Genomic DNA, 24731 nt, shown 5'->3' on the forward strand with positions numbered 1-24731 from the left:
GGTTTAAATCCATCAAGGCAAATGGTCCCGAAGAGGCACTCAAGCACCTTAAAGAAAAGCCAGTAGATGCGGTATTGTTGGATATGAACTTTTCTATGGAAACTACAGGGGAAGATGGGCTGGCTATGCTGCAGCAGATCAAAAAATCAAGACCACTGCTGCCAGTTATTTTAATGACCGGATGGGGATCGATTAAACTGGCAGTGGAGGGCATGAAAGCCGGGGCAGCAGATTTTATCAATAAACCCTGGGACAACGAACATTTAATGCGGGCATTAAGAACAGCACTGGATTTATCAATTGAATTGGATACGCCAGGGGCAATGACGCGTAAGAAGCTGAATGAAAAATATGGTTTTGAGAATATTGTTGGTGAAGATCCACAACTTTTGGAGGTATTACAGACCATTGCAAGGGTCAGTAGCACTGATGCCTCAGTACTCATTATTGGAGAGAGTGGCACTGGGAAAGAACTCGTAGCGGAAGCCATTCATGAAAACAGTTCCCGCAGAAATAAAGCATTTGTAAAAGTAAATCTTGGAGGAATTTCTTCCAGCTTATTTGAAAGTGAGATGTTTGGTCATAAACGTGGCGCCTTTACGGATGCGCGCACCGACAGAGTAGGTCGGTTTGAACTGGCCGATAAAGGCACCATTTTCTTAGATGAAATAGGTGACCTGGATTTAAACAGCCAGGTAAAGCTGCTGAGAGTATTACAGGACCGCAAGTATGAGGTGTTGGGTGACAGCAGGACCCGGTCCGTTGACCTTAGGGTAGTCTGTGCCACCAACCGCGATCTAAGGGAAATGATCTCTGCTGCAAAATTTAGGGAGGACTTGTATTACCGCATCAACCTGATCATTATCCGTTTGCCACCGCTTCGGGAACGTACAGAAGATATTCCGATTTTGGCCAATTATTTCTTGAAAAACCTTAAAGAAATTTATCAGCGGCCGAAGCTTCAGATAGATAGAAAAACCTATAACTGGTTAAAATCACTTCCGCTGCCGGGTAATATCCGAGAACTTAAAAACCTGATTGAACGTACTGTATTGCTCAGCGAAGGGGATTACTTGTATATAAAGGATTTTGAGCAACACCTGGAAGCCCAACGATTACCAAATGCCTCGCTGACGTTACCTGCTGTGGGAACTTTATCAATTGATGAAATGGAACTTTCCATGATCAGGAATGCAATGGCTTTTCATCAAAATAATATTAGCAGAGTGGCCAAAGCACTGGGTTTAAGCAGGGGCACGCTATACCGTAAACTGGAGAAATACAACATCCCTTATGAAGCTCAAAACTAAAGTTTTATTGGTGGCACTTGTTGTTCATGCGGTATTTATCTACCTGCTTACGGAACTATATGCGGCAAGCAGAACTGCTTTCCTGATCGGGGAGGGCATGCTTTTTGTTTCGCTGATCTTTTCTTATTGGTTGTATCGTTCGATCAGCCAGACGTTTGATACCATCTCCTCGGGAATAGAAACGCTGAAAGACAAGGATTTTAGTGCCAGATTGAACCAGATTGGACATCCCGAGATGGATGAATTGATCGATGTGTATAACATGATGATCGGACAATTAAGACATGAGCGCCTGCTTCAGGCGGAGAAAAGTTCCTTCTTAGGAAAACTTATTGAAGCCTCTCCTTCGGGGATCATTATATTTGAGTTTAACGGAATTATTGGGGCAGTGAATCCTGCCGCTACAGAAATATTAGGTCTGCAGCGTGGTGAGATTTTAGGTAAATCATTGAGCCAAATTGGCGGACGACTTGCTGAAGAACTGGTACTGGTAAAAGTGAATGATGCTAAAGTAATTAATCTGAATGGAATAAAATCCTACAAATGCCACAAATCGACCTTCACAGATCTTGGGTATTCACGGACTTTTATTACGATTGAAGAACTTAGTCGCGAGATCTACCTGAAGGAAAAAAATGCTTATGAGAAGGTGATTAAGATGATGTCTCATGAGGTGAACAATTCTATCGGTGCCATCAATTCAATTCTTAACAGCTGCCTAAATTACAAACATCAACTGGATGAAGCTGATCAGGAAGATTATGATGCGGCCCTAAATACTTCCATAGGCCGCAACCATAGCCTGAGTGATCTGATGTCGAATTTTGCCAGGGTTGTGCGTGTTCCTGAACCCGTTAAGCATATTGTTGACCTGATCGCATTGCTTCGCTCAGTTGTGCTCCTTATGGAACCTACTGCCAGAAAAAAAAATGTCAGCTGGCAGTGGGACCTGGATGCATTGGTGCTTGAAACCTTTGCTGATTACCAGCAATTGGAACAGGTCTTCATAAATATTCTGAAAAATGCGATTGAGGCTGTGGACTATTCGGGAACCATACGCATCAAAACTGCTTCACCAGATCAAATGATTTCCATTTCGAACACCGGACCTGGAATCCCAAATGAGGTCAGCCGTCGGCTTTTCTCTCCCTTTTTTAGCACGACCAAAAATGGACAAGGTATTGGATTGATGTTGACAAGGGAAATCCTTTATAACCACAATTTTAAATTTTCTTTGCAAACTATTGGTGAATGGACAGAATTCAAGATCGTGATGTAATTCGAGTTAAACCCGTTAGCTATCTTGAAAAGTAAATAGCTCGCTAGTTTTTTAGTCATCATCATCCTTTTTCTTTTTTTCGAGGATTACAAAAGCACTTCTTTTGGGAGCTGGCATCACTGAATGCTCACCCTTTACAGATTTCCAGACCACCTCATTCAGATCAAGATCAGGAGCAGCATCTTCTTTTGCAAAATTAAACTGCTCAGAACGTCGGCTGCTTTCGTTGTTGGCTACATTGCGGGTGTCCAAATCTATTAAAGGCTGTTTTACCGTATAGGGTTTAAAATCAGGTGTACTTGTAAAGCATTCGAATAATGGAACCGCTGCGGCATCATACTGGCTCATTGGTGGCAGGCCTAAAATCAGTTCCATGGTTCTTAAAAAGCCCGAAGTAGAATACATGGTATGTACTGCTGTATTTCGTTTTACATAAGGTCCTACCACGTAAGCCGGTGAGCGATGGGCGTCTACATGGTCGGGTCCATTTTGCGCATCGTCCTCTAAAATGAAAACAACTGATTCTTTCCAGATCGGACTGTGAGATAGGTGTTCTAAGATGCGCCCACCGGAGATACCTTGCCTTTTTTCTGTCCACTGGTGTGGTCGTTTGAAATCCTTAGCGTACTGAATTGCGGAACTGCACCGACATTTAATAAAGAATCAAAGTCATGCTGCCAGGCATCAGCTCTCACCTGGTCGGTAATGTCCATATCAAAACCGGGAGATGCAGGGCACATATGCCMTTGAAGTGATTTGATATTCGCTTTGGCATAATCCCCAAACTCTCCATAGCTACGGTAGGTAATACCCGCGCGCTGACAGTAATCCCATATAAATCCATCCTTAGGATACGTTATCGGACGGCCACCCTCATAATTCCCCGTACCTCCCCGGCCTCCATACCCGGTTGGCCAGGATTTCTCAATAACATCAGTAGCATAAGCGGCCATACTCCAGTTGTGCCCGTCGGCACTTACTTCGGCATCTACATAGAAATTATCCAGTAGCACATAGTCTTCTGCAAGCGCATGCTGATTAGGCGTAATCTTTTTGCCAAAAAGTGTTAAGGAAGAATCGCCGTTACCCTGAGGGAGATCGCCCAAAACCTGATCATAGGTTCGGTTTTCCTTAATGATATAAAACACGTGCTTTATGGGGGATTTCTGCCCCTGTTTTCGCGGAATAGGATTTCCGGCCTCTCCATCGGCCAATATTGTTCGTTTGTCGCTAAATGGCGTATTTGCGTAAACTTGAGCTGTATAAGATTTTAATTGCTCTGCTTTAGGTACATCAATAAAAGATAAGGTTCCTTTAAACAGACCGGCGATGTACTGGAGTTTATTATTAGCTGTACCGCCCATCTGATAGCCACTGTTATCCGCTTTTGATATGGGCTGTGGACCTTCCGGATTGGCTAGCGAGGTATTACCTTTGCCATTTGTAACCAGGATCTTTGACCCCAGGGTTTTTACATTGGTCGGGTACCATCCTACGGGTATAAAGCCCAGGCTCTGACTGCTGCCTGGGCGACTGACATCAAAAACTGCAAGGCAATTGTTATCGGCATTGGCAATATAAAGTGTTTTCTCGTTGGTGCTTAAGGCTAGTCCATTGGTTGTGGAGCCTGTTAACTGGGTGGCATAAAGGGTTGTCGCAATGGTTTCACTTACCTTATTGGTTAGGGTATTGATCACCGAAACGGTATTGTCATTCGCATTGGCAACAAATAAAAAGTTACCTTTTTTATTTAAAAGCAATTCATTTGGATGATCTCCGACCAGGACCTGCTGAACAATTTCTTCTGATGCAGTGCTGACGATCGCTACAGCCCGCCCGCCCCATAAAGAGATGTATAACTTATTGCCGTCTGGAGAGAGGAGGCAGCTATATGCAATTGCCGGTAACTGCACTTTTTTCAACACCTTTTTTTCATTAGGATTGATGATGTAAAGGGTGCTGTCTTCTTTGGTTACGGTATATAGCCGCGTATTTGCTTTATTTACGGCAATACCTGCAGGGCTTATTTTTCCCTTCGGCCAAACTGGGCCAAGCTTAATGGTATCGCTTTTCCCCAGTTTATTGTTTTCGATCCGAAAGTCCAGAATCCAGTTATCGTTTCCTCCGGATACATACACATGTTGCTCATCTTTACTGAAAGCCAGTCCATACCAGGATTTGGCCAATACCTGTTCGTCAAGTATGGCTTCAGTTTTAGGATCAATTAGCTGTAGCGACTGTATGCTTTGCCCGTTATTAGTGACTGCAAGGAATTTACCTGTTGAACTTAGTTGCATGTTCAGTGGCAGATCTCCTAAATTGATCGAGCGGCCTGCAGGACTTAATTTCCAGCCATTCGGCAATAAGATCTGACTTGTTTTTTCAATCTTTCCCGGCCATTGTGCCTGAGTCTGGTTGATCACAAATACAAATGCAAAAAATATAATGAATTTTTTCATACTACTATTGAATAAGGTTTTAATGATTGCGCAAGTTGAAGTTAATCAAAGCTCTGATGGTATATCCGTTTCCTGATGCTACCGTGCCAATATCGCGAATGGCTTCTGATGGGATTACCTGGCTTCTGGTTGCATAAAATACCGGTCCACCGGAAAGCGAGAACGATAGTTTTGAATGGGCGGGTTCAAGGTTTATCGCAGGACCGACTAATACTTTGGCACCTCCTTCTGCTTCATCTTTTTCCCAGAATCCTTCCAGATCCTGACCTACGGCTTCAAAACCCACATATAGTCCGCCAGAAATGCGATGCTGGTAACCCAGACTGGTAATAAAATCCAGTTTATCTCTATTACTGTCGAATGCTTTTTCAAACCTTAAATTACCCAGCAAACGCCAATTGATTTGATCAAATGAGGCGGTTATCCTACTGATGGCTGATTTTACGTTTGACCAATCCCGACTTACCCCCAACCCAGCGCCGAGTCTAAAACCACTGAGTTGTGTGCCGCCAATTAAATCCCTAATTACTTCAGCTTGCTCGGCAGAGGTTATCCCACCACGGTTTGCGAAACCGATTGCCGCAGTGGCATATAAAGTGAAACGGTTACCCAAATAGCCTTTTACGCCAAACTGCTGCCCCAGACCATCGTATCCGAACTGTCCTGTCGTCCGTTGCCCATAACTTCCTGAATAATGGATATTCCATCTGGTATTTTGAGGGGTAAGGGTGTTTATGGAAAATAAGAATGGCTGAGTTGAGGTCATTCCAAATGGGTCCCCGGAATTTACGGTATTAATCGTTTGGGCGATGCCCTTGATGATCAGCAATTGAAGGATTGTAAAAAGCAGGATTTTTTTCATTTGTTTTGAACTAGAATTATTTTGTGACTCCAGTAATTTAAAGTCTGGGTAATATTAGGAATGCTGGTTTTGATTAATACCAACTTTAGGTTATTATTGGGTTAATTCTTTGTAACAAATTCTCTACCCTTGATTCTGTTCTTTTTGAAAACTATTGATCTGACTTTTAATGGTTTTTTAGGGTAAAATTTAGGTGTCTTATCAGAAAAGCTCCCAACTGGTCAAAAGAGACAAAAAATATGCAAAAGGGTTTTAAAGTGGTTTGTCATTTGTATTGACCATATGATCGGAAAGTTTTACAGTTGACCCGATTGTTTCCAATTCTAAGAATTTTTATCTAACATTGGGCGCAATAGATTTTTATGCCTACACATCTGCCGGATATCACTGAGGACATTGAACTACTGAAAAAGCTCAGAGAAGGTGATCAGTTGGCTTTTGCGCAAATCTATAACCTGTACAGAAGTAAAATATACCTTTATGCCTGCAACCTTTGTAAGTCTGCGGAGACGGCAGAGGAAGTTGTGCAGGAAGTTTTCATCAGGATCTGGCAGAAAAAAGACCAGATCAACCCTGAACTCAATTTTGATGCCTACATCAGAAAAATTACACTAAACCATGTGCTTAACCACCTCAAAAAAATAGCACGCGACAAGGTGCTGCAGGAAGAGGTGTTAAATTATATGGATGCTATTCGCCACTCAACTGACGACAGCCTCCTGGAGAAAGAGTTACTCAAAACCTATGATGAAGCCATTGCACTTTTGCCGGCACAAAAGAAATTGATCTATCAAATGAGCCGTAATGAAGAGATGACTCATGAACAGATTGCCGAAAGGCTGAATATTTCAAAAAACACGGTTAAAAATCATATGGTTGTTGCTACGAAGTTTATTCGCAGCTATGTCAGCAAACATGGAAGTATCGTTTGTTTTCTGATTGCCTCAAATTATTTTMGTTCCAACTAGTCCTATCATCTTTTTCAGTTGTATTATAATAAACCGGCCGGGTAAGCAGCCTCCGGTAAATTTTTAAACTGTGGAAGAAAAAGTTCAATTTGAATATTTGTATCATCAGTACCTGAACAATCAGTGTACAGCAGAAGAGCTGAAATTGTTTTTCAGGTTGCTTGAGAAAAGTAAAGATGATGAACAGGTAATGACGCTAATGTCGGCAACATGGGATCAAACCGCCATTAGTCCAGAGAAAGGGTTAACCCCTCCATTTCCTGATAAAAAGACCACACATCGACTGATATCAAGTCGCAACAGTTTTGGCATGCAGAGGCTTGCAGGTATTGCTGCAACGTTGTTAATTGTAATAGGAATTTGCTTTTACTGGTCCGATGTGTCTCGGATATTTAATCCTCCGCAGGAATCCAAATCAATCACAACATCAACCGAGCGTAAACAATTTGATTTGTCAGATGGCACCAAAGTGTGGCTAAGTCCCAATAGTAAGCTTAGTTATTCCGACAGATTTGAAGGAACTGAACGTAAAGTATCATTGGAAGGGGAGGCTTTTTTTGAAGTAGCACATGATGTCAAACATCCATTTATCATTAAAAGTGGCCAAATCAATACTACGGTACTTGGCACTGCATTTAATGTAACCGCCTACAAAGAACAACACATAATAAATGTGACCCTTGTGACCGGGAGAGTAACTGTTTCACTTAATGGTTCAAACAGCAGCAAACGAGACACGATATTGGCTAATCAGCGTATCGTGTTTGATAAAATTTCCTCGCGTATTTCAAAAGTGGACTATCCTGATGCTGCTACCTTTATGAATAAACGATTAGGTTTATATGAATACAAAGGAGCAGAAATTCAGGAAGTCAGCAGAGATCTTGAAAATCAGTATAACATAAAAATTAAATTAGATAAGCAGTTATCTGAAGCAATATTTTATGGGAATCTGAACATGTCAGCTCCGCTGGATGAAACATTAAACAAGCTAAGTACCGTTGTGGAAGCTAAATGGCGAAAAGAGGGAGGGCATTATGTGATCCTAAAATAAATGCCCGATTCTGTTATACAGAACCAGGCAAGTATCTGAACTAATTTAAAATGTCCGAGCCTTGAGAACTACAGGACATAAGAAATCAATATTTAATTATAAAGTTATGAATCCATAACTGTCAAACAAACATATCAATGAAAAAACTAGAACCTGTTGGGTTCCTAACCTTTATTGCCGTTGTCTTATTATTTCTGATAGTCCTACAGTCGCGGGCACATGCCCAAAGTCCATTGGATAAAAAGTTAAGTATAAGCTTAAAAAACGAACAACTTAAAAAAGCACTAGATAAAATAACTTCCATTTCCGGTGCAAAATTCACCTTTAATGAACAGATTGCAAGCAGTTCTATTAAGATCAGCATTACCGCCTGGGATAAAAGCCTGAAAGAGATTCTGACATTGGCTTTTGCTGACAAGCCGCTGCAATTCAGTATACTGGATAAAGAAGTATTCATTCGCCTTGATCCCGAAAAAACAAAAAAGGACGAGGCCGGTCCGGCGGCAAATCCGGCACAAAGCAAAGAAAAGTATACACTAAGCGGAACAGTTAAATCGCAAAGTACAGGCGAAACTTTAATTGCCGCAACCATAAGGATCGTGGGCGCTAATTTAGCTACAGCCAGCAATGAATATGGCTTTTATTCCATTACCCTGATAAAGGGTAGCTATGATCTGGAGATTAGCGCTGTCGGCTCAAAAACCTACAGAGTCCGGATTGATTTGAAAGAAAATACGAATCTGAATGCTACCTTAACTGATGATCAGAATTTATTGGAAACGGTTACAATCAATAGTACTTCCGCACAACGAAATATCGGAAATCCGCAAATGGGAATGGAACGATTGAGCATCAGCGAAACTAAATTGGTCCCTGTACTCATGGGAGAGCCGGATTTAATCAAAACCTTGCAGCTATTACCTGGCGTGAAAACTGCCGGAGAGGGAAATGGTGGTATGTTTGTGCGCGGCGGAACGGCAGACCAGAATATGATCTTATTAGATGAAGCGCCAGTATACAACGCCTCCCATTTGCTGGGCTTCTTTTCGACCTTTAATTCTGATGCAATTAAAAATGTAACGCTGTATAAAAGTGGAATGCCGGCTCAATATGGTGGTGGTCTGTCATCAGTTCTGGATGTTAAAATGAATGACGGAAACAATCAAAAGTTGGGGGTAAGCGGGGGAATTGGCCTTATTGCTGCACGATTAAATGTAGAAGGGCCAATTCAAAAGGATAAGTCATCGTTTCTCATCTCTGCCCGCAGGACTTATGCAGACATGTTCCTAAAACTCTCCAGCGATACTTCGATCAACAATACACAGCTTTATTTTTATGATGTTAATGCCAAGGCCAATTATATATTAGGGGATAAAGACCGTTTGTTTTTATCCGGCTATTTTGGAAAGGATGTATTGGCCTCGGATAACCTTTCTGGAATCAACTGGGGTAATGCTACCGCAACCATGCTCTCGCAGATTCGTGATTGGAATGTTAAGGAGGATATCCAGTGGTATGCTAATGAGCAGAATACGATTAGCTTTGGTTTGAACTCAATATTCCATACCATAAAACCTGGAGAAGTGCAGGCCACAGGAAATTCCGGTTTCATTTCACAGAACCTTCAAAATAGATACTCATTGGAAAACGCAGTCTATGTGAGTAATACCTGGAAGGCCAGTAGTGCGCTTACCCTTACTTATGGATTGAGAGTATCAGCTTTCACCATATTGGGCCCTGGTGACTATTACAGCATCAACCAGGCAGGAGATGTAATCGGCTCAACTGCTTACAAAAGGGGAGAACTGGTAAAAACTTATGTTAATTTAGAACCGCGTTTAGCCGCTGCACTGCAAGTCGGTGAGTGGGCATCGGTTAAAGCATCTTATGTGAGGAATGTGCAAAACCTGCACTTGATTTCTAATTCTAATGCCGCTTCTCCAACCGATAGGTGGGTGGCCAGTACCAACATTATTAAACCTGAATTGAGTGACCAGGTGTCATTGGGTTACTATCGGAACATTGGCTCTGCTTATGAGCTAACGGTCGAAACGTATTACAAGACACTGAAAAATCAGATTGATTACCGCAATGGTGCTGATATATTTACAAACAGACCAATTGAAACGCAGTTGCTGTTTGGCAAGGGGCGTGCTTATGGTATGGAGCTGCTGTTGAAAAAGAAAGCGGGCAGGCTTAGCGGCTGGTTAGGTTACACATTATCAAAAACGGAAAGAAAAATCGATGGCATCAACAACAATCAATGGTATAATGCCCGTCAGGATAAAACTCATGATGTTTCTGTTGTCAGCGTATATAAACTGAGCCAAAAATGGAGTGTTTCTGCAAATTGGGTATATTCTACTGGAAATGCTGTTACTTTTCCAAATGGAAAATACCGATTACTTGGTCAAAGCTATTTTTATTTCTCTGAACGCAATGCAGATCGTATGCCTGCTTATCACCGATTAGACCTGGGTGCTACGCGAATGTTGAAACAGAACAAGAAATTCTCATCTGAACTGAGCTTTAGCTTGTACAATGCCTATGGCAGGAAAAATCCATTCCGCATTACCTTCCAGGATAGTGAGTCAGACCCCAACCGTACCGAGGCAATAAGAACCACCTTATTCCGCTTTATTCCATCCGTATCTTACAATTTTAAATTTTAACTTATGAATTCTATATATCGTTTTCTGTTACTTTCTATGATGGTGTTGCTTTGGTCCTGTGAAGATGCCATAGAGCTGAAACTTAAGGACAATACCCCAAAGTACGTAATTGAGGGTATGATTACCAACGAACCAGGTGTATGTCAGGTGAATGTGAGTCAAACAAAGAATTTTGGTGATGACAACCAGTTTAACGGCATCAGCGGAGCTATTGTTAAGGTTGATAATAATGGCACCTCAGTATTGTTGAACGAGATCAGTAAGGGGATTTATACCACAACCGCGATTAATGGTACTCCTGGTCAAACCTATTTTCTGTCTGTAACCATTCAGGGCGAAATGTTCACCGCATCCAGCACGATGCCTGAGCACGTACCTTTCCTGGATTTTACACTTAAACCAAAGGATTACGATTCAACCCGTACCACGCCGATGGTGAAATTCAAAGATACGCCCGGGGTGGCAAACTACTATTGGTTCCAGCAATATATCAATGATAAAATTCAACGTGAATATAAAGTGCTCAATGATGAATTTACCAGTGGACAGGAAATAAATGAGTATCTGGTCTTTGAAAACACAACCAAAGATCATGGCAAAAATATTGTTAAAGGAGATCGTTTAACAGCGGAAATGCATTGTATTGATRCTTCTGTATACACTTATATGTTTAGCCTCTCCAATGCCAACGGTTCATCCGATGGGGCTGCACCAGCAAATCCGGTTACTAATATCAATGGTGGGGCATTAGGCTTTTTTAGTGCCCATACCGTTCAGCGTAAAACAATTGTTGTTCCATAAATCAGGGAGGGGAAACTTGATATAAACAATAAAGCCTGCTAATCATTGATTTGCAGGCTTTATACAGGTTTTGATACTTTGGCGGAGAATGGGGCATCATCGCTGTCATTTCTGCGATTTTTTAAAAATAGAGACGATTCTTACTTCCTTAGTTGCAGGTTTAATATTTTCAGTGTGATGTGGTCCTTTAAACCGTTATAGAATTTATCAAGTACTTTTTCGAAGACCGGATCTGTAGGTGAAACCGAGGCAAATAGGGTCATGCATGATTTTAGTTTCAGGTCATCCGGACTGCCAAATACTCGATGTGCGTCATTGGTTTTAAGTTCCAGTAAGCTATTGCACATTAAAATGAGTCTAGGTCCTAATGTCCGATGCTGCAGATATTCTTTGGCCTCATCAATGTCTCGAATGGCATAAAATCTCGAAATCTCCGTATAACCAAGCCCCTGGATTTGAGGAAATACATACCACATCCAATGACTGCTTTTCCTGCCGTTTTGAATTTCAGTCAGAGCGGTTTGAAAGACCGATTTTTGTGCTGTAATATATCTTTCCAGGTTATGCTGCTTCATCGTCTAATTTCTTTTCAAATTAGGGTAAAATTTGCTGAATAGCAATAGTTATCCTGATTCCTTGCTGAGATGTGGGGGGCAGTCAGATGGCTCATAAACCCTGCCATATAGGGATAAGACCTGATCAGAAATTCAGGTTTCAGATGCTAAATAAGCACTTTAACTATGCTCTTTTTTTATGGATTTTTAAGGTATCCTGTTTGTCGGGGAACTCAATTGTTTCCGTTTTTCCCCAGTCCCGGTCTTCTCTAAAATCTTCATCAGCATGAAAATAATGAGTGTGCTTGCTTATAGCAGCATTTTTGACTGAATCAAAGGTACTACGTTCTTTTGCTTTAGACTTCATGTTTAAAAATTAGTGGCACATAATCAAATAACATACGCTTATTGAAAAGGTTTGTCATTGGATTTTAATTTATGGATGACATCGTGGTTTTCAAGGTTCTCATCCAGCGCAATTAGATATCGCCTGGTTTATGCCAAAATAATCTAACTTATCTGCATTAGCATTGCTAATTTAATTGCCAATAATTCTAAAAGGTCGATTGGCTGAGTGGAGAGACAGGGTGTGGCAAAGTCTCTTACACCTCGCGTGTTTGCAGAAAATTAAGGGAACATGAACATTGGCAAAGCTCAAAAAGACTGCGCTTTTCTTCAAAGAATAGATGAAAAATTGTTTAATTGAAGGTGTAGCTCAGGTCTCTGTCTGGTTTTAGGTTGCAGCAACGATTAGTTTTTCCGCTCGGGTGCGGTTTGTCGTTTGAGACCACCACTGGACCATAGTGCCCAAATGATGAGCACAGGCTGGAAGAAAAGCCGTGCCAGACGCTTGGTGTCGGTATCMAGCCGGAATGCGTTGCGATGTTCAGTGTACTGGGCAATGTTGCCAGGGAAAACCAGTATATAAAAGATGGCAAGTGCTATGCCGACTTTAATTCTTTGTTTGCGCCAAAAGATCATTGTCACTCCCAGTAAAATCTCCACGATTCCTGAAAGCAGGACGACCAGGTCTTGGTTCATTGGGATCCAGTTTGGTACCTGTGCCTGAAATTCTTCCCGCTGAAAACTTAGATGCCCCAAACCTGCCAATATCATAAATAGGCCCAAGATTATCCGTGCAAGATTTTTTAGATTGGTGGCAGAATGATTTTCTTTTGTCATTGTCGTCAAATAATTTACTGCTCTGTTAACAATCGGCAGGCATGATCGTTCGGGTGATCAAATAACAGTTCCCCCCTTTAGCTGAAAGTCTTTTTTAACACGTTCATATCTTTCCCGGTCTATCGGTTTAGCGGCGCGCGTTATAATACTTGATTTAAAACCTAAGTCTAACGCGTCATTTGCAGTATAATACACACAAAAATCAGCGGCCACTCCGCAAACGGCTACTTCAGTAACGCCTCTTCCTTTAAGGTAATCGGCCATGCCTGTAGATTTTTTTCTGCCATTGTCAAAAAAGCCGCTGTAACTGTCAATTTCTTTATCCACCCCTTTTCTAAAAATAGCCTCAACAGCATTCGTTAAAAGTTCTGGAACCAGTTCTGCGCCCTTTGTTCCCTGTATGCAATGCTCAGGCCATAGTACCTGATTTAATCCGTTTAACGATATTTCTTCAAATGGTATTTTATTTGGGTGGGAAGTAAAGAAACTTTTATGACCCCTTGGATGCCAATCTTGCGTGGCTACTACCAGATCATATTCTGACTGTAAGTCGTTAATGGTTTGGACGATTTCGTCACCATGGTTAACAGCTAAAGCACCTCCGGGTAAAAAATCATACTGCACATCGATAATAATTAGCGCATTCATAGATAAGGATTGATTGTGATTAATTTAATGGGTTTCGGGCATGATGTGTTTGAAAAATTAAAGTTTGAAGGTAATGTAAAATAAGCTTATAGCATAAGAGGGGAATTTACCTTTGTCTATATTCCTCATGGGCGTAATATGAAGGATCAACAAAAATCTTCTTACTTTTTTACATTGCTAGTGATCCAGAGCTGGAAACTATCCATAAATTTCTTTAACAATGCCCTGGTAGATTCATTGGTGAGTATACCCTTATCGTCAAATAAGCTAGCGGCACCCCCGATATAGGCCTCCGGCTGAGCCATAGCAGGAACGTTCAGAAATACAAGGGACTGGCGCAGGTGATGATTTGCCCCAAAGGCCCCAATGTTGCCAGGAGATACGCTGATCACCGCACCAGGTTTTCCATCCCAACAGCTTTTCCCATATGGACGAGAGCCGACATCAAGGGCATTTTTGAGTACTGCGGGAACAGACCTGTTATATTCTGGAGTGACAAAAAGTACTGCGTCAAAAGTTGCCAGGTGTTTACGGAAGGTTGTCCATTGCGAAGGTGGAGCTGTTTCCAGGTCTTCGTTGTAAAGCGGCAGATCGCCGATACTGATAATCTCCAATGTAAGTAAGTCAGGAGCAAGTGCAATGAGTGCATTGGCTGTTTTTCTGTTCCAGGATTCCTTGCGAAGGCTGCCCACCAGAACTGCTGTTTTAAGTTTTGTCATGGTAAATAGTATAGAGTGATATTTCCAGTAATAACACAAAGCGGGACCTTTTAGATACCCGCTTAATTTTATGGGTTAGGAATGTTGCCCTTCATGGACACCCTCTGCAAATTCTTCTACCATCTTGTCATTAAAAGCAGGGAGATCTCTTGGGCTTCGGCTGGTGACCAAACCCGCGTCAACTACAACTTCCTGGTCATACCATTCAGCACCAGCATTCAACAGGTCAATTTTTATGGTTTTTGTTGAAGTCAACTTTCTACCTTCTACAACTTCAGCTGTAATCAGCACTTGCGGGCCGTGACAGATCGCTGCTACTGGTTTTCCAAGGTCAAAAAAAGCTTTTACAAAGTCGACGGCATCCTCATTCTTTCTTAATGCGTCGGGATTTAATACCCCACCGGGAATTACTAATGCATGATAGTCATCAGCATTAGCTTCATTGATTGTCTTGTCTACATCCACTTCAATTGTCCACTGATGGTCGCCCTTCATTGCCTGTATCTTGCCTGATTTAGACGAGATGATATGAACTGTGGCACCTTCTTCTTTTAACCTTTCAACAGGGCTTGTCAATTCTGTTTCTTCAAAACCGTTTTCCGATAAAACGGCTATGGTTCGATTGCTTAATTGTCCCATGATTATTGTTTTAATGTTCAACGTTAGTTTTCTGTTTAATAACTACAATGGTTAATACAGAATGTTTTAGATTTTGTTGTTCCCGCTTTTTGACAGCGTGAAACGAATGATGCTAATGGTTTGTTCTTCTCAAACAGAATTGATATAAATGAATATTACCTAATTTCTCTTGCTGAATAGCATTTCCCTGAAGTGAATCCTGAAAAATCTGTACTTTTCATCGCCAGGAGATTAATAAGCACTGATGTCAACCAGCGCTTATCTCTATATAACAGTGGCCAGGGTGGTTCGGGGTTCGCGACTTGACCCAAGCGTTCTTTATTGAAAAAATCTGTTTCCGTTAAAATAACAATCTAATCTTGCTTATATTCTTATTTAGTTCAACTCGCGTTTCCTACCCACAATTAAGCCGCTTTTAATATTAAAAACCGGAGAAGCTCCAGTACGTTTAAGCACCGGCCGGCTCCTGTTTTTTTCAAATTGCTTAATCGCCAGTTGGTTCATGGAAAATCGCTCTTAACTTATTTTCAGCTTCCATGTTTAAAAACGCTGAAAGTCTAAGAAGACAAAAAAAGGTGTTCTGACCTGAACACCTTTTTACAGCTAATAGAATATTTACCCGAAAACGCAAAAAGTATTTTAATGACCTTCTCGTTTACGTTGATTGTCTTTATTGGAAGTCTGGTCTGACCTCTGACCTCCGCCATTGGTAATTCCCTGTTGCTTTTTGTCGTCTTTGGCATTGTGATACATTCGATCTGAAGTAGGTTTGCCCTGTTCCGAACTGCTATGCCTTGCATCTTGTCTGTTCTTCATTGTTCTAAATTTAGGTTAATAAATTAAGCTTGATACATTAGCCTTCAGTTATATAACGATCACACTTTAGAATTGTTTTAATAAACAGGACATTAACACACTTGGCTATTTTGAAAATCTCATCTGGTAGGGAAAGTTAATCTTATTCATGAGTGTTGCTTTAACAATCGGCTCATTACCAATAAAAAAAAGCTGTCAAATTAAGTTATGACAGCTTTTCTGGGTTGCGGAATGTGCTAATTTCCAGTTATTGAAATCTGTTTAAGATTGAATAAAAGCCAGAAGATCTTTGTTGATAGTGGGTGCCTCAGTAGCCGGCATGCCATGAGGAAAACCAGGATATGAAATCAATTTCCCGTTTTTTAGTAATTTGATGGCTTTTGCTCCCGAGATAGGAAATGGAACGATCTGGTCATCTTCTCCATGCAAAACCAGTACCGGAATATCCACACTTTTAAGGTCCTCTGTGAAGTCTGTTTCTGAAAATGCCTTAATACCACCATGATGTGCTTTTACGCTTCCCATCATTCCCTGTCTCCACCAATTATCCCTGATGCCCTGCGATATTTTGGCACCTTCACGGTTATAGCCGTAAAAGGGGATGGTGAAGTCCTGGAAATATTGTGCCCTGTTAAATGCGGTACCCTGACGTATTTCGTCAAATACAGCCATCGGTACACCATCGGGATTGTTTTCTGTCTGCAACATTAATGGTGTTACCGCGCTGATAAGTACAACTTTAGCGACGCGGTTTTTCCCCAGGTTTGCAGCGTAATGAATCGCTTCGCCGCCGCCTGTTGAGTGGCCGATATGTATAGCATCCCTCAAATCGAGCGCCTCGGTAAGGGCTGCGACATCTGCTGCATAAGTATCCATATCGTGTCCACCGGAAACCTGACTTGATCTCCCATGCCCCCTGCGGTCATGGGCGATTACTCTGTATCCTTTTTGCAGAAAGAACATCATCTGCGCGTCCCAGTCGTCGCCTGATAGTGGCCAGCCATGATGGAATACCAGTGGTTGACCTGTTCCCCAATCTTTGTAATAAATTTCAGTTCCGTCTTTTGTGATAATCTTAGCCATAATTTTAGTTTTTAAGTTGTGCTTTTCGTTGATAAATCAAAGCTCTAAAATTTTTGTGGCCATTGAGTTGATGTAGGATAAGAAATTTTGATTTCGTTGCAATAAAATAGGATTAGACACACAAAAATTAAGGAAACAAAATCTCCACTAATAACACAGGGTATTTGACTTGTCACTACAAATTAAACTTCTGTGCATTCAGCAAGAAACGAATAGACTGTCCAAAAATATTTGAAAGGAACACGGCTGTTTTTTATATTTGCAGCGAACATCTTATTTATAATGTACGCAGCCGGATTTCATAATTCTCCGACAACACCGGAAAATAAATATAAAAACCACCTTAAATGACAAAATTCATGAAAGGGATACGCTGGTTGACTGCCTGATGAGACAGGTCATGTAAAAGGGCGTAGTAAAAATTTTTGACCTGTAATTGAAAACCTGCTTTATGATTTTTAGAACCGCGAAACTTTCAGATATTAAACAGATGCAGGTAGTACGGCATCTGGTGAAAGAGAATACTTTGAGCAATCCCGATCTTGTTCCTGATAAAGATGTGGCGTATTACATTTCCGAAAGAGGTAAGGGGTGGGTTTGTGAGGTGGATGGTAGGGTTGTGGGTTTTTCAATTATTGACCTGTTGGAAAAGAGTGTCTGGGCATTGTTTGTAGATCCGGAGTTTGCAGAAAAAGGGATTGGAAAGGAATTGCATCGACTAATGATCGATTGGTATTTTCAGCAGACTAAGGACAAGGTAGTTTTAGGGACAGCACCGAATACACGTGCAGAACGATTCTATCCACTTCAAGGCTGGACTCAGGTCGGAAGCTATTCCAATGGCGAAACTAAATTTGAATTGACTTACCAACGCTGGATTCATCGTGCTTTATAAAAAATGTTTAGCGAATCATTTATTCGTTTAGTCAGCGTAAGGCGTGCACACATTTGCCGTACCATCCTTAGTATTGTTACCCTGGATGGGTTTATCTTTCCCGTACTCCGCCTTAGCTGCCCTGCAAAACGTTTTTAAGCATAACCCTTGATATTTCATGAAGTTTTCAGAATATTTGTTGAAAGCGATGTTTGTTATTTCCCTTCTTTAGTAGTAAACCTCTTGTTGGAATGGTTCATCTGATTAAAACAACCCTTCGGCCTATGTTTGATATATTTTTTGAAAAATACCCGAACTATTCGATTGTACTAAAGGCAACAGGCGATGTATCGGATAAGTACGAGGGCAAACTGCCTCCTCAGCTTATTGACTTTTGGAATAGCTATGGGTTTGGAATCTTTATGAATGGCTATCTGAAGTTGATTAATCCGTTAGAGTTTCAACCTGTGTTTGATGAAGCCTATGACAATACGGATGTCGAAATCGTTTTTGGGGTTACTGCCCTTGGAGATTTCCTGACCTGGACAGGTGATGCGATCCGGGCAGTATATTTTAGAAATGGCAAGGATTCCATTATAGAAAGTGGGGATGACATGGAATGGTTTTTTGATATGGATTTAGCGGATGAGGGCTTTTTAAGGGCTAATTTGAGCGACCATAATTACCTCACCGCCAAGGAAAACCATGGAGCCCTGCAATACGACGAATGTTTTGGGTATGTGCCTTTGCTTAGTTTAGGTGGGCAGGAAAAAGTGGAGCATCTTCAGAAAGTAAAAATAAAAGAACATATTGCTATCATTGCCCAAAGTTTTGGCAAGATCAAGTAAGGTAAAGGATGTTTTTTTGATGAAGCATACATCGCTATGCGAAACTTTCGATAGTGGATCTTTGGACAGGTCTTAACCTGATGCCTATTATTAATTTGGGGTTCATGGGAAAGAGCAATTCCGCGACCTGTTCAGCGCCGACTGCAGGAAATTAAGGTAATGCACAAGGCAATGGCAATGTCCCCAACAGTGCCTCAGCAAAATAATCAATCTTTTTTCCCTTCAGGGTGTTTAAAATAGCTTTCCAGCACCGATATGAGTTCAGGTGATGCTTCTTTTGTACTACGTCTGTCCAGAGTATGTTGAGCTGAGTTGTACTTTTCAATAAAGGTGGCCTGGGTGCCATTGAATTTCAAAAATCCCTGCTCAAAATACCTTTCTTCGATTTCTCCAGAGGAATCCATCGTATGGAACCAAAGCTTCATCAGTGCGCCCGTTTGTTTATCGAAATAAAGCCAATGACAAGTTTCAGTATAGCTTGCGTTTTCTGGAAGATCCAAACGCTTGATCTCCGCAATCATTAGGCGGGCATTTTCAAAAAAATAAAGGATTTGGAATTTGGAAGACATTACCCAAAATTACCGTTTTGCTAGAAATACTGACCTATTTTTTTTCATTTTGTAATTTCGATAGATTTCCGCTTTGCAGTCCAGTAGATTTTCCTCTCATCAGCTCAAGTGGGCATCAAAGCATAAAATAAAACGCAGGATCAATGGCTCCTGAAATATTAAAACCATAAGTGTTTAAGATTGTTGTATTTACACCTAAACATTTTCACTATGAATATCCAGGAAAACCTCAAAAATAGTCAGGACGCTAACGTTAATAATGATGCCGCTCATGCGAGCCTTAAATCCTCTTCCGTACAGCCACTGAAAACCAGGGATAACAAGCGTAAGCATAATATTAATGCTAAGATGAGCATATCTCGAATGCAGGAAGAAGGACAGAAAGACAAAGCAGACCAACTGAAAGATCAGACAGGCGTGCAGGAGAATGGCAAAGAAGACGATGCCATGAACTATAAAAGCGATCGGGAAAATGGGGCTTACAATTCTAAAAACATTTAGGTGTTATCGATTTATAGGATTCTAATTAATAGCTATTTATTATGGAAAAGCAAATTCGAGATCAGCAGTCAAAGGAGCTGGAAGAGAAACGTAAAAAACAAGGTTTATCTGACTTTGAAGACAGTAAAGTTAACAGCCCTAGCGAATCGAAAACAGATACGGATGACGATAGCCCACCAGCTGATGCACTTGCTCCGTTCAGACGTATGGGTGAGCCAGGCTCAAGGAAATAGCGCTTCAGTGTGATGATAAAATTATTTGTCGTTTACGCCGACAGCTGGTAAATCTGTTCGAAGATTCGGGGCAATAGCAATCCACGATTGCTATTGCCATGATCTGAATATCAAGTATCTTTATTTTGTGATGAAAAAACTTAATTAAATGGGAAATATTGAAGAAGGATGGGAGCCATTTGAGGTTCAGGTGATCATTGAAGGGGAGCTGAGACCACTACTTGTAGTTCCTGATTTGGAAGAGCCTAAATATGCCATTTTCGACCAGCATACCACCCTGGGTGTGATGTGGCAGGAGTTGGGTGGAAGTGGCAAAAGCTGGTGCGGTGAAGGAATGGCTGTTGAAGCTTTACTCGAGCATCTTGGAGAGCAAATCGAAAATTACCTGCAGAACAAGCCTATATAGCATCCCAGAAAAGCCCAGAAAAACAGTACAGTTTAAGGCTTAGTTAATTTGTTGCTTGCCCCGGTAACTCTCATTTCCTGGAAGTTTTTTCAGTTAGCACCACATCCGCCATACAGGTGAACCATCGCTGACGAGTTCTTGGTTGATCAGCTCCCAAAGATCATGTTCATTTACTGGATTTTTAATCGAGTCAAACTGTTCATCTTCTGTTTCCTTTAAAGATACTGAAAGTACACCAGCTCCTGGAGCCGGCGCTTGATCATTGTTTAGTAATTTCATCTGTTGATTGTTTAATTAGTTAACACCTTTACGGTAAGAAAGTTTCGAATAACTGACTACATCCAAAGTTCCGGCAGCTTTCATTTGACATGCCTATAATGCAAAGGATTGCCAGACGGTTGACCAGCAGATCTGTGCCGATGAAACTGAAGAAGCGGATACATAGGAAGCATATACTTGTAGAAATCGAGGGATTTGAAGAGTTAAAAATCCGGAAGAAAATCTTTTAGTCTGCAGAAAGGAGCATGATGGTTATCCCGTAAGAATTGGATATACGCTAACAGCATATTATTACAGAAATCCTAGAGTGGGGGATTTGTACCTAAGCGCAAAAAAAAAACGTCTTATTTCGTGTCTGAGTTTTTCGACAAGAAAATATGTAGGAGGTTTTTTAACACTTTTTTATGAATCATTCATTTCGGGTCAAAATTGTCGCCTGAGCGACTGCCGGGCGTTACCAAAAATTGCGTGGTCGAATTACAAATATAGGCGACGAATTTTATTTATATCTGACATCCCTGAGCATAGCATTTCGTCGGGCTTAAAAACAAGCTTCTCTCAATCACTAAAAGGCTTTTCACGAGTTTCTCCAGTATGCAGATCAAATCAGCATTCCTGAGGTCATAATATGGTTCTTTCCCAATTTTGGACTGTCAGATGAGGCCGCGTTCTGCGAAAGAGGTGGCCTCATATGGAATAATACCCAGTCTATGCCGGGTTTTTTGTTTTTCCATGATTAGGTTAATTGAAGGTGTATTTAGGACAAATGACAGTCGAATGAAAATTTGTTATATTAGTAGCAATCAAAAAATTAAATGTTATGAAAAAAATATTTGTACTGTCTCTAATTGTGACTTTGTTTACTTCAGCAACTTTATTTGCTCAGGACAAACCAAAAGAAGATAAAAGTAAACGCCCGAGTCCGCCTGCAATCGCTAAAGGAACAACTAAATCAGGCACAGCAATCACGATCGATTACAGCGCACCTTCGGTAAAAGGCCGTACTGTAGGTAAAGAAATCGCACCATTTGACGGTAAAGTTTGGCGAACCGGAGCAAACGAGGCCACTATTTTTGAAGTGGGTAAAGATGTGACCATTGACGGAAAAGCTTTGCCAGCCGGAAAGTACTCATTGCACTCGATTCCTGGCGCGCAGGACTGGGTGTGGATTTTTAACAAGACCGCAAACCCGGCGGGTCCCTATGAATACAAGGAAGCAGCTGACGTCATTCGCGTAAATGCCAAAACTGGAAAAGCAAAAAGCTTCGTGGAAAAAATGACTTTTACCATCGATAAATCAGGTAAGGTTGTTTTAGAATGGGGCAATATTTCAGTGCCGTTTACTGTAAAATAAAATTTAACGTTTTTCGCCTGCCTGCTGTAAATGATTAGGCAGGCGGTCAGAAGTATAAGGATGGGAGGCGTCATAAACGTGATTGGCGCCTTTTATTTTATAGACCTTTTGCCCTGATTTGTCTTTGTGCCAGCTGCTGCGCTATACTAAATCAACGTCAAGATGTCATGCGGGACCAGCTGGTGAACGGAAACCCATTCTGCAGCTTTTAAAATATCAAATTCCTCCTTGTGTTTTATGAAATCATATAAAGGGGTGCTGTCCAAACCATCGCTTTTTATTCTAATTGCATGGGTGCCTAACAATGAATGAATTAACTATTTGAATGATTAGATAAGAGAGATGATAATTCAAAATCTACCGTTTTCTTTTATATTTAGCCCATACTTAGTATAGGCCATGATACATATTGTTGGAGTTGTCATTTCTTTATTTCTTTCCATACTGCTTTTTACAAAAAAAGGTAAATCTAGGGCAGATTTGGTATTGGCCTTCTGGCTATTTTTGATCTCTATTCACCTGCTTTGCTATTACTTAATTGCATCAGATAAATTTCTGGAATATCCGTACTTTTTGGGTCTTGAGATTCCCATGCCACTGCTTCATGGCCCATTTTTGTATTTGTATGCTACTTTGTTAACTGGAAAGAAGATCGGGAAATTGTACTGTTCTTTTCATTTTCTTCCTGCAGTGTTAGCATATATTGCTTTGTCGAAGTTCTTTTTGTTGGCCACAGGCGAGAAGATATTTATTTACGAAAACAATGGCATTGGTTATTTGGGCTTATTAAAAATCGTCCATTTCGCAATTTTACCTTCTGGTATTGCTTATATCATAATGTCGCTTTATCTGATAGAAGGACACCGCAAAAATATTTCAAACCTCGTTTCTCATCTGGAAAAGATCAATCTGAACTGGTTAAGAAATCTGATGATCGGCATGTCCCTGATCTGGTTATCTATTCTCTTGGGCAATGACATCTCTACCTTTACGTTAGTAGACCTGTTTATTTTGTCTATTGGCTATTTTGGCATCAAACAAGTTGGGATTTTCAACAATAACGTCATTACTTTACCTGCTAACCATTTGGAGATGGGATTATTAGGTGTCATTGAAGATGAATCTTCAATAACTACAAAGGTAAAATATCAAAAATCGACAATGGGGTACACGCTCTTGTCAGAAATACATTTGCAAGTTACGCAGTTAATGCAGCAGGAAAAGTTGTTTAAAGATCCTGAACTGAGCTTGAATGAACTTGCGGAACGACTGAACATCCATCCAAATGCTTTATCTCAGGTAATCAATACACTGGAAGATAAAAACTTCTATGATTATGTCAATGGACTTAGAATTGAAGAATTTAAACTCATTTCGATGCGGCCCGGAAATCATAAATTCACCTTATTAGCTTTAGCATATGAGGTTGGCTTTAATTCTAAAACTTCCTTTAATAGAAACTTCAAAAAGAAGATAGGAGTGTCGCCAACAACCTATTTAAAACAGCAGAAATTAAGTCTGCAAGCTACAATCTAAACAATAATAGGTGCCACCTTACAAAGTGGAACCATTTTTTGCCCGCTAGTGTACATTTTTGTTGCATAATGTTTGGGAAGATGCTGTACCTGCAGCACCCACTAGTTTAAACATAGTACGCTGATATGAAAAAGAAAATCCTGTGGATTTTATTTGGCTTTTTTTCAATTATTATTGGACTTTATCCACTTAAATATTTTTTAATAAATGGAAAGGTTGGAATAATGAATGACAAACCAGAGTGGCTTTTAAACAACCTCGTCTGGTATATTGCTTTTTATATACATATTATTTTTGGAGGGGTTGCATTACTTGTGGGATGGCTCCAGTTTAGCTCAAAACTTAGGTCCAGAAATATCAAAGTACACAGGCTTACTGGAAAAATATATGTTGTTTCGGCTTTATTCAGTTCCCTTTCCGGTTTCTACATAGCGCTTTTTTCGGATGGAGGTTTCTGGGCATCACTTGGATTTAGCTGTTTAGGCATAATCTGGTTTTGTACCACCTTAATAGCATACTTAACCGTCAGGAAACAACAAATCGGAAAACATCAATTACTGATGATCTACAGTTATGCGGCTTGTTTTGCTGCTGTTACACTAAGAATCTGGCTGCCTATTTTGATTTTAGTTATCGGTATCTACGACACGTCCTATATAATTGTAGCCTGGTTGTCGTGGATACCAAATCTGCTCGTTGCCTATTTGATCACAACGAAATTAACTCAAAAAACGATACCTAAGAAAAGTGCGAAATTTCTGGGGAACGGTTTAAGTACAAAATTTTATCCGAATTTTAGTAAAACATTAAAAAAATGAGATCACAGATACATGTAGTAATTTTGCTTTTATTGAGTGCAGTCCGTGCATGGGCTTTAGTGTATTTTCGGCGATAATGATTCTTGGTCACCTTTGGTGAAATAGACAATTTACACCCCTGAGCTGATGTGACCTCAAATCTTATCCCTATACTTTTTTAAAAATTCATTACAATGCATGAGAATTTCATCGGGAGTTCTGTCTAAATTATGGACAGAAAAAATGACGTCTTCATTCCTGGTTTCACTTTCAGCACAGAGCTGATAC

At 40.7% G+C, this 24731-nt stretch carries 27 protein-coding genes; 14 read left to right on the plus strand and 13 right to left on the minus strand.

What is annotated here, in order from left to right:
• Window positions 1–1310 (plus strand): sigma-54-dependent transcriptional regulator (locus AC1DDX_RS09480; RefSeq protein WP_477621987.1); only part of this gene is annotated, 1310 nt, incomplete at its 5' end.
• On the plus strand, window positions 1294–2589 hold the full coding sequence (locus AC1DDX_RS09485) for a sensor histidine kinase (protein WP_337714980.1): 1296 nt from the start codon (window positions 1294–1296) through the stop codon (window positions 2587–2589). The genes AC1DDX_RS09480 and AC1DDX_RS09485, both read left to right, overlap by 17 nt.
• Window positions 2590–2640: 51 nt before the next feature.
• Here AC1DDX_RS09485 and AC1DDX_RS09490 read toward each other — a convergent pair whose 3' ends face one another.
• The 3 genes from AC1DDX_RS09490 to AC1DDX_RS09500 all read right to left on the minus strand — a co-directional run bounded on the left by AC1DDX_RS09490 (window position 2641) and on the right by AC1DDX_RS09500 (window position 5910).
• Window positions 2641–2964 (minus strand): hypothetical protein, encoded by a 324-nt coding sequence (locus AC1DDX_RS09490; protein WP_477621988.1) that lies wholly within the window; start codon window positions 2962–2964, stop codon window positions 2641–2643.
• A 179-nt stretch (window positions 2965–3143) separates the two neighbouring features.
• A complete protein-coding gene (locus AC1DDX_RS09495; protein ID WP_477621989.1) occupies window positions 3144–5048 on the minus strand; it encodes a hypothetical protein in 1905 nt (634 codons plus the stop codon).
• Window positions 5049–5067: 19 nt separating this feature from the next.
• Window positions 5068–5910 (minus strand): hypothetical protein, encoded by an 843-nt coding sequence (locus tag AC1DDX_RS09500; RefSeq protein WP_337714976.1) that lies wholly within the window; start codon window positions 5908–5910, stop codon window positions 5068–5070.
• 362 nt (window positions 5911–6272) lie between these two features.
• Between AC1DDX_RS09500 and AC1DDX_RS09505 the strand changes: the two genes are divergently transcribed.
• The 4 genes from AC1DDX_RS09505 to AC1DDX_RS09520 all read left to right on the plus strand — a co-directional run bounded on the left by AC1DDX_RS09505 (window position 6273) and on the right by AC1DDX_RS09520 (window position 11405).
• A complete protein-coding gene (locus tag AC1DDX_RS09505) occupies window positions 6273–6878 on the plus strand; it encodes an RNA polymerase sigma factor (protein ID WP_477621990.1) in 606 nt (201 codons plus the stop codon).
• 70 nt (window positions 6879–6948) lie between these two features.
• Complete coding sequence (locus AC1DDX_RS09510) at window positions 6949–7932, plus strand: FecR family protein (RefSeq protein ID WP_172663443.1); 984 nt, start codon at window positions 6949–6951, stop codon at window positions 7930–7932.
• A gap of 137 nt (window positions 7933–8069) precedes the next feature.
• Window positions 8070–10604, plus strand: coding sequence for a TonB-dependent receptor (locus tag AC1DDX_RS09515; protein ID WP_477621991.1), 2535 nt, complete (start codon window positions 8070–8072; stop codon window positions 10602–10604).
• Window positions 10605–10607: 3 nt separating this feature from the next.
• Window positions 10608–11405 (plus strand): DUF4249 domain-containing protein, encoded by a 798-nt coding sequence (locus AC1DDX_RS09520; RefSeq protein ID WP_477621992.1) that lies wholly within the window; start codon window positions 10608–10610, stop codon window positions 11403–11405.
• A 140-nt stretch (window positions 11406–11545) separates the two neighbouring features.
• Here AC1DDX_RS09520 and AC1DDX_RS09525 read toward each other — a convergent pair whose 3' ends face one another.
• The 8 genes from AC1DDX_RS09525 to AC1DDX_RS09560 form a co-directional block, all read right to left on the minus strand.
• Complete coding sequence (locus AC1DDX_RS09525; protein WP_172663440.1) at window positions 11546–11980, minus strand: DUF1810 domain-containing protein; 435 nt, start codon at window positions 11978–11980, stop codon at window positions 11546–11548.
• 163 nt (window positions 11981–12143) lie between these two features.
• Window positions 12144–12326, minus strand: coding sequence for a hypothetical protein (locus AC1DDX_RS09530; RefSeq protein ID WP_337714969.1), 183 nt, complete (start codon window positions 12324–12326; stop codon window positions 12144–12146).
• 383 nt (window positions 12327–12709) lie between these two features.
• Window positions 12710–13141 (minus strand): DoxX family protein, encoded by a 432-nt coding sequence (locus tag AC1DDX_RS09535; RefSeq protein WP_337714968.1) that lies wholly within the window; start codon window positions 13139–13141, stop codon window positions 12710–12712.
• A 57-nt stretch (window positions 13142–13198) separates the two neighbouring features.
• Window positions 13199–13789, minus strand: a complete 591-nt coding sequence (pncA, locus tag AC1DDX_RS09540; protein WP_337714966.1) for a bifunctional nicotinamidase/pyrazinamidase — start codon at window positions 13787–13789, stop codon at window positions 13199–13201.
• Window positions 13790–13950: 161 nt separating this feature from the next.
• Window positions 13951–14508, minus strand: coding sequence for an NADPH-dependent FMN reductase (locus tag AC1DDX_RS09545; RefSeq protein ID WP_337714964.1), 558 nt, complete (start codon window positions 14506–14508; stop codon window positions 13951–13953).
• A gap of 75 nt (window positions 14509–14583) precedes the next feature.
• Window positions 14584–15147 carry a type 1 glutamine amidotransferase domain-containing protein gene (locus AC1DDX_RS09550; protein WP_172663435.1) on the minus strand — a complete coding sequence of 188 codons (564 nt, stop codon included), beginning with the start codon at window positions 15145–15147 and terminating at the stop codon, window positions 14584–14586.
• A gap of 639 nt (window positions 15148–15786) precedes the next feature.
• Entirely contained in the window at window positions 15787–15963 is a 177-nt protein-coding gene (locus AC1DDX_RS09555; RefSeq protein ID WP_172663434.1) for a hypothetical protein, read from the minus strand.
• Window positions 15964–16224: 261 nt separating this feature from the next.
• Window positions 16225–17046 (minus strand): alpha/beta fold hydrolase, encoded by an 822-nt coding sequence (locus AC1DDX_RS09560; protein ID WP_337714962.1) that lies wholly within the window; start codon window positions 17044–17046, stop codon window positions 16225–16227.
• 451 nt (window positions 17047–17497) lie between these two features.
• Between AC1DDX_RS09560 and AC1DDX_RS09565 the strand changes: the two genes are divergently transcribed.
• Together AC1DDX_RS09565 and AC1DDX_RS09570 are read left to right on the plus strand one after the other, a co-directional pair.
• Complete coding sequence (locus AC1DDX_RS09565; RefSeq protein ID WP_172663432.1) at window positions 17498–17941, plus strand: GNAT family N-acetyltransferase; 444 nt, start codon at window positions 17498–17500, stop codon at window positions 17939–17941.
• A 263-nt stretch (window positions 17942–18204) separates the two neighbouring features.
• On the plus strand, window positions 18205–18768 hold the full coding sequence (locus tag AC1DDX_RS09570; RefSeq protein WP_337714960.1) for a T6SS immunity protein Tdi1 domain-containing protein: 564 nt from the start codon (window positions 18205–18207) through the stop codon (window positions 18766–18768).
• 206 nt (window positions 18769–18974) lie between these two features.
• On the opposite strand, the gene AC1DDX_RS09575 is transcribed toward AC1DDX_RS09570, so the two are convergent.
• Complete coding sequence (locus tag AC1DDX_RS09575; RefSeq protein WP_288880101.1) at window positions 18975–19337, minus strand: hypothetical protein; 363 nt, start codon at window positions 19335–19337, stop codon at window positions 18975–18977.
• A gap of 210 nt (window positions 19338–19547) precedes the next feature.
• On the opposite strand from AC1DDX_RS09575, the gene AC1DDX_RS09580 reads away from it, so the two are divergent.
• The 3 genes from AC1DDX_RS09580 to AC1DDX_RS09590 all read left to right on the plus strand — a co-directional run bounded on the left by AC1DDX_RS09580 (window position 19548) and on the right by AC1DDX_RS09590 (window position 20477).
• Entirely contained in the window at window positions 19548–19838 is a 291-nt protein-coding gene (locus AC1DDX_RS09580) for a hypothetical protein (protein ID WP_172663429.1), read from the plus strand.
• Window positions 19839–19879: 41 nt separating this feature from the next.
• The gene (locus tag AC1DDX_RS09585) at window positions 19880–20071 is read left to right on the plus strand and encodes a hypothetical protein (RefSeq protein WP_337714958.1); all 192 of its coding nucleotides are present in this window, start codon (window positions 19880–19882) and stop codon (window positions 20069–20071) included.
• A gap of 148 nt (window positions 20072–20219) precedes the next feature.
• Window positions 20220–20477 carry a hypothetical protein gene (locus AC1DDX_RS09590; protein WP_477612079.1) on the plus strand — a complete coding sequence of 86 codons (258 nt, stop codon included), beginning with the start codon at window positions 20220–20222 and terminating at the stop codon, window positions 20475–20477.
• Between the two features lie 93 nt (window positions 20478–20570).
• Here the strand turns inward: AC1DDX_RS09590 and AC1DDX_RS09595 are convergent, their stop codons facing one another.
• Window positions 20571–20756, minus strand: a complete 186-nt coding sequence (locus AC1DDX_RS09595) for a hypothetical protein (protein WP_172663426.1) — start codon at window positions 20754–20756, stop codon at window positions 20571–20573.
• A gap of 820 nt (window positions 20757–21576) precedes the next feature.
• On the opposite strand from AC1DDX_RS09595, the gene AC1DDX_RS09600 reads away from it, so the two are divergent.
• From AC1DDX_RS09600 to AC1DDX_RS09610, 3 genes are all read left to right on the plus strand, one after another.
• On the plus strand, window positions 21577–22110 hold the full coding sequence (locus AC1DDX_RS09600; protein ID WP_172663425.1) for a DUF2911 domain-containing protein: 534 nt from the start codon (window positions 21577–21579) through the stop codon (window positions 22108–22110).
• A gap of 399 nt (window positions 22111–22509) precedes the next feature.
• Entirely contained in the window at window positions 22510–23646 is a 1137-nt protein-coding gene (locus tag AC1DDX_RS09605; protein WP_337714956.1) for a helix-turn-helix domain-containing protein, read from the plus strand.
• 125 nt (window positions 23647–23771) lie between these two features.
• On the plus strand, window positions 23772–24464 hold the full coding sequence (locus AC1DDX_RS09610) for a DUF2306 domain-containing protein (protein ID WP_337714954.1): 693 nt from the start codon (window positions 23772–23774) through the stop codon (window positions 24462–24464).
• Window positions 24465–24731: the final 267 nt, after the last annotated feature.

It is taken from the genome of Pedobacter sp. 10L46_2 (assembly GCF_056395165.1).

Bases quoted from the DNA above. Each gene is read 5' to 3' on its own strand.
- AC1DDX_RS09485 (WP_337714980.1), top strand. From the start codon at position 1,294: ATGAAGCTCAAAACTAAAGTTTTATTGGTGGCACTTGTTGTTCATGCG.
- AC1DDX_RS09490 (WP_477621988.1), bottom strand. From the start codon at position 2,964: ATGGAACTGATTTTAGGCCTGCCACCAATGAGCCAGTATGATGCCGCA.
- AC1DDX_RS09500 (WP_337714976.1), bottom strand. From the start codon at position 5,910: ATGAAAAAAATCCTGCTTTTTACAATCCTTCAATTGCTGATCATCAAG.
- AC1DDX_RS09515 (WP_477621991.1), top strand. From the start codon at position 8,070: ATGAAAAAACTAGAACCTGTTGGGTTCCTAACCTTTATTGCCGTTGTC.
- AC1DDX_RS09525 (WP_172663440.1), bottom strand. From the start codon at position 11,980: ATGAAGCAGCATAACCTGGAAAGATATATTACAGCACAAAAATCGGTC.
- AC1DDX_RS09530 (WP_337714969.1), bottom strand. From the start codon at position 12,326: ATGAAGTCTAAAGCAAAAGAACGTAGTACCTTTGATTCAGTCAAAAAT.
- pncA (WP_337714966.1), bottom strand. From the start codon at position 13,789: ATGAATGCGCTAATTATTATCGATGTGCAGTATGATTTTTTACCCGGA.
- AC1DDX_RS09545 (WP_337714964.1), bottom strand. From the start codon at position 14,508: ATGACAAAACTTAAAACAGCAGTTCTGGTGGGCAGCCTTCGCAAGGAA.
- AC1DDX_RS09550 (WP_172663435.1), bottom strand. From the start codon at position 15,147: ATGGGACAATTAAGCAATCGAACCATAGCCGTTTTATCGGAAAACGGT.
- AC1DDX_RS09555 (WP_172663434.1), bottom strand. From the start codon at position 15,963: ATGAAGAACAGACAAGATGCAAGGCATAGCAGTTCGGAACAGGGCAAA.
- AC1DDX_RS09560 (WP_337714962.1), bottom strand. From the start codon at position 17,046: ATGGCTAAGATTATCACAAAAGACGGAACTGAAATTTATTACAAAGAT.
- AC1DDX_RS09565 (WP_172663432.1), top strand. From the start codon at position 17,498: ATGATTTTTAGAACCGCGAAACTTTCAGATATTAAACAGATGCAGGTA.
- AC1DDX_RS09570 (WP_337714960.1), top strand. From the start codon at position 18,205: ATGTTTGATATATTTTTTGAAAAATACCCGAACTATTCGATTGTACTA.
- AC1DDX_RS09575 (WP_288880101.1), bottom strand. From the start codon at position 19,337: ATGTCTTCCAAATTCCAAATCCTTTATTTTTTTGAAAATGCCCGCCTA.
- AC1DDX_RS09580 (WP_172663429.1), top strand. From the start codon at position 19,548: ATGAATATCCAGGAAAACCTCAAAAATAGTCAGGACGCTAACGTTAAT.
- AC1DDX_RS09585 (WP_337714958.1), top strand. From the start codon at position 19,880: ATGGAAAAGCAAATTCGAGATCAGCAGTCAAAGGAGCTGGAAGAGAAA.
- AC1DDX_RS09590 (WP_477612079.1), top strand. From the start codon at position 20,220: ATGGGAAATATTGAAGAAGGATGGGAGCCATTTGAGGTTCAGGTGATC.
- AC1DDX_RS09595 (WP_172663426.1), bottom strand. From the start codon at position 20,756: ATGAAATTACTAAACAATGATCAAGCGCCGGCTCCAGGAGCTGGTGTA.
- AC1DDX_RS09600 (WP_172663425.1), top strand. From the start codon at position 21,577: ATGAAAAAAATATTTGTACTGTCTCTAATTGTGACTTTGTTTACTTCA.
- AC1DDX_RS09605 (WP_337714956.1), top strand. From the start codon at position 22,510: ATGATACATATTGTTGGAGTTGTCATTTCTTTATTTCTTTCCATACTG.
- AC1DDX_RS09610 (WP_337714954.1), top strand. From the start codon at position 23,772: ATGAAAAAGAAAATCCTGTGGATTTTATTTGGCTTTTTTTCAATTATT.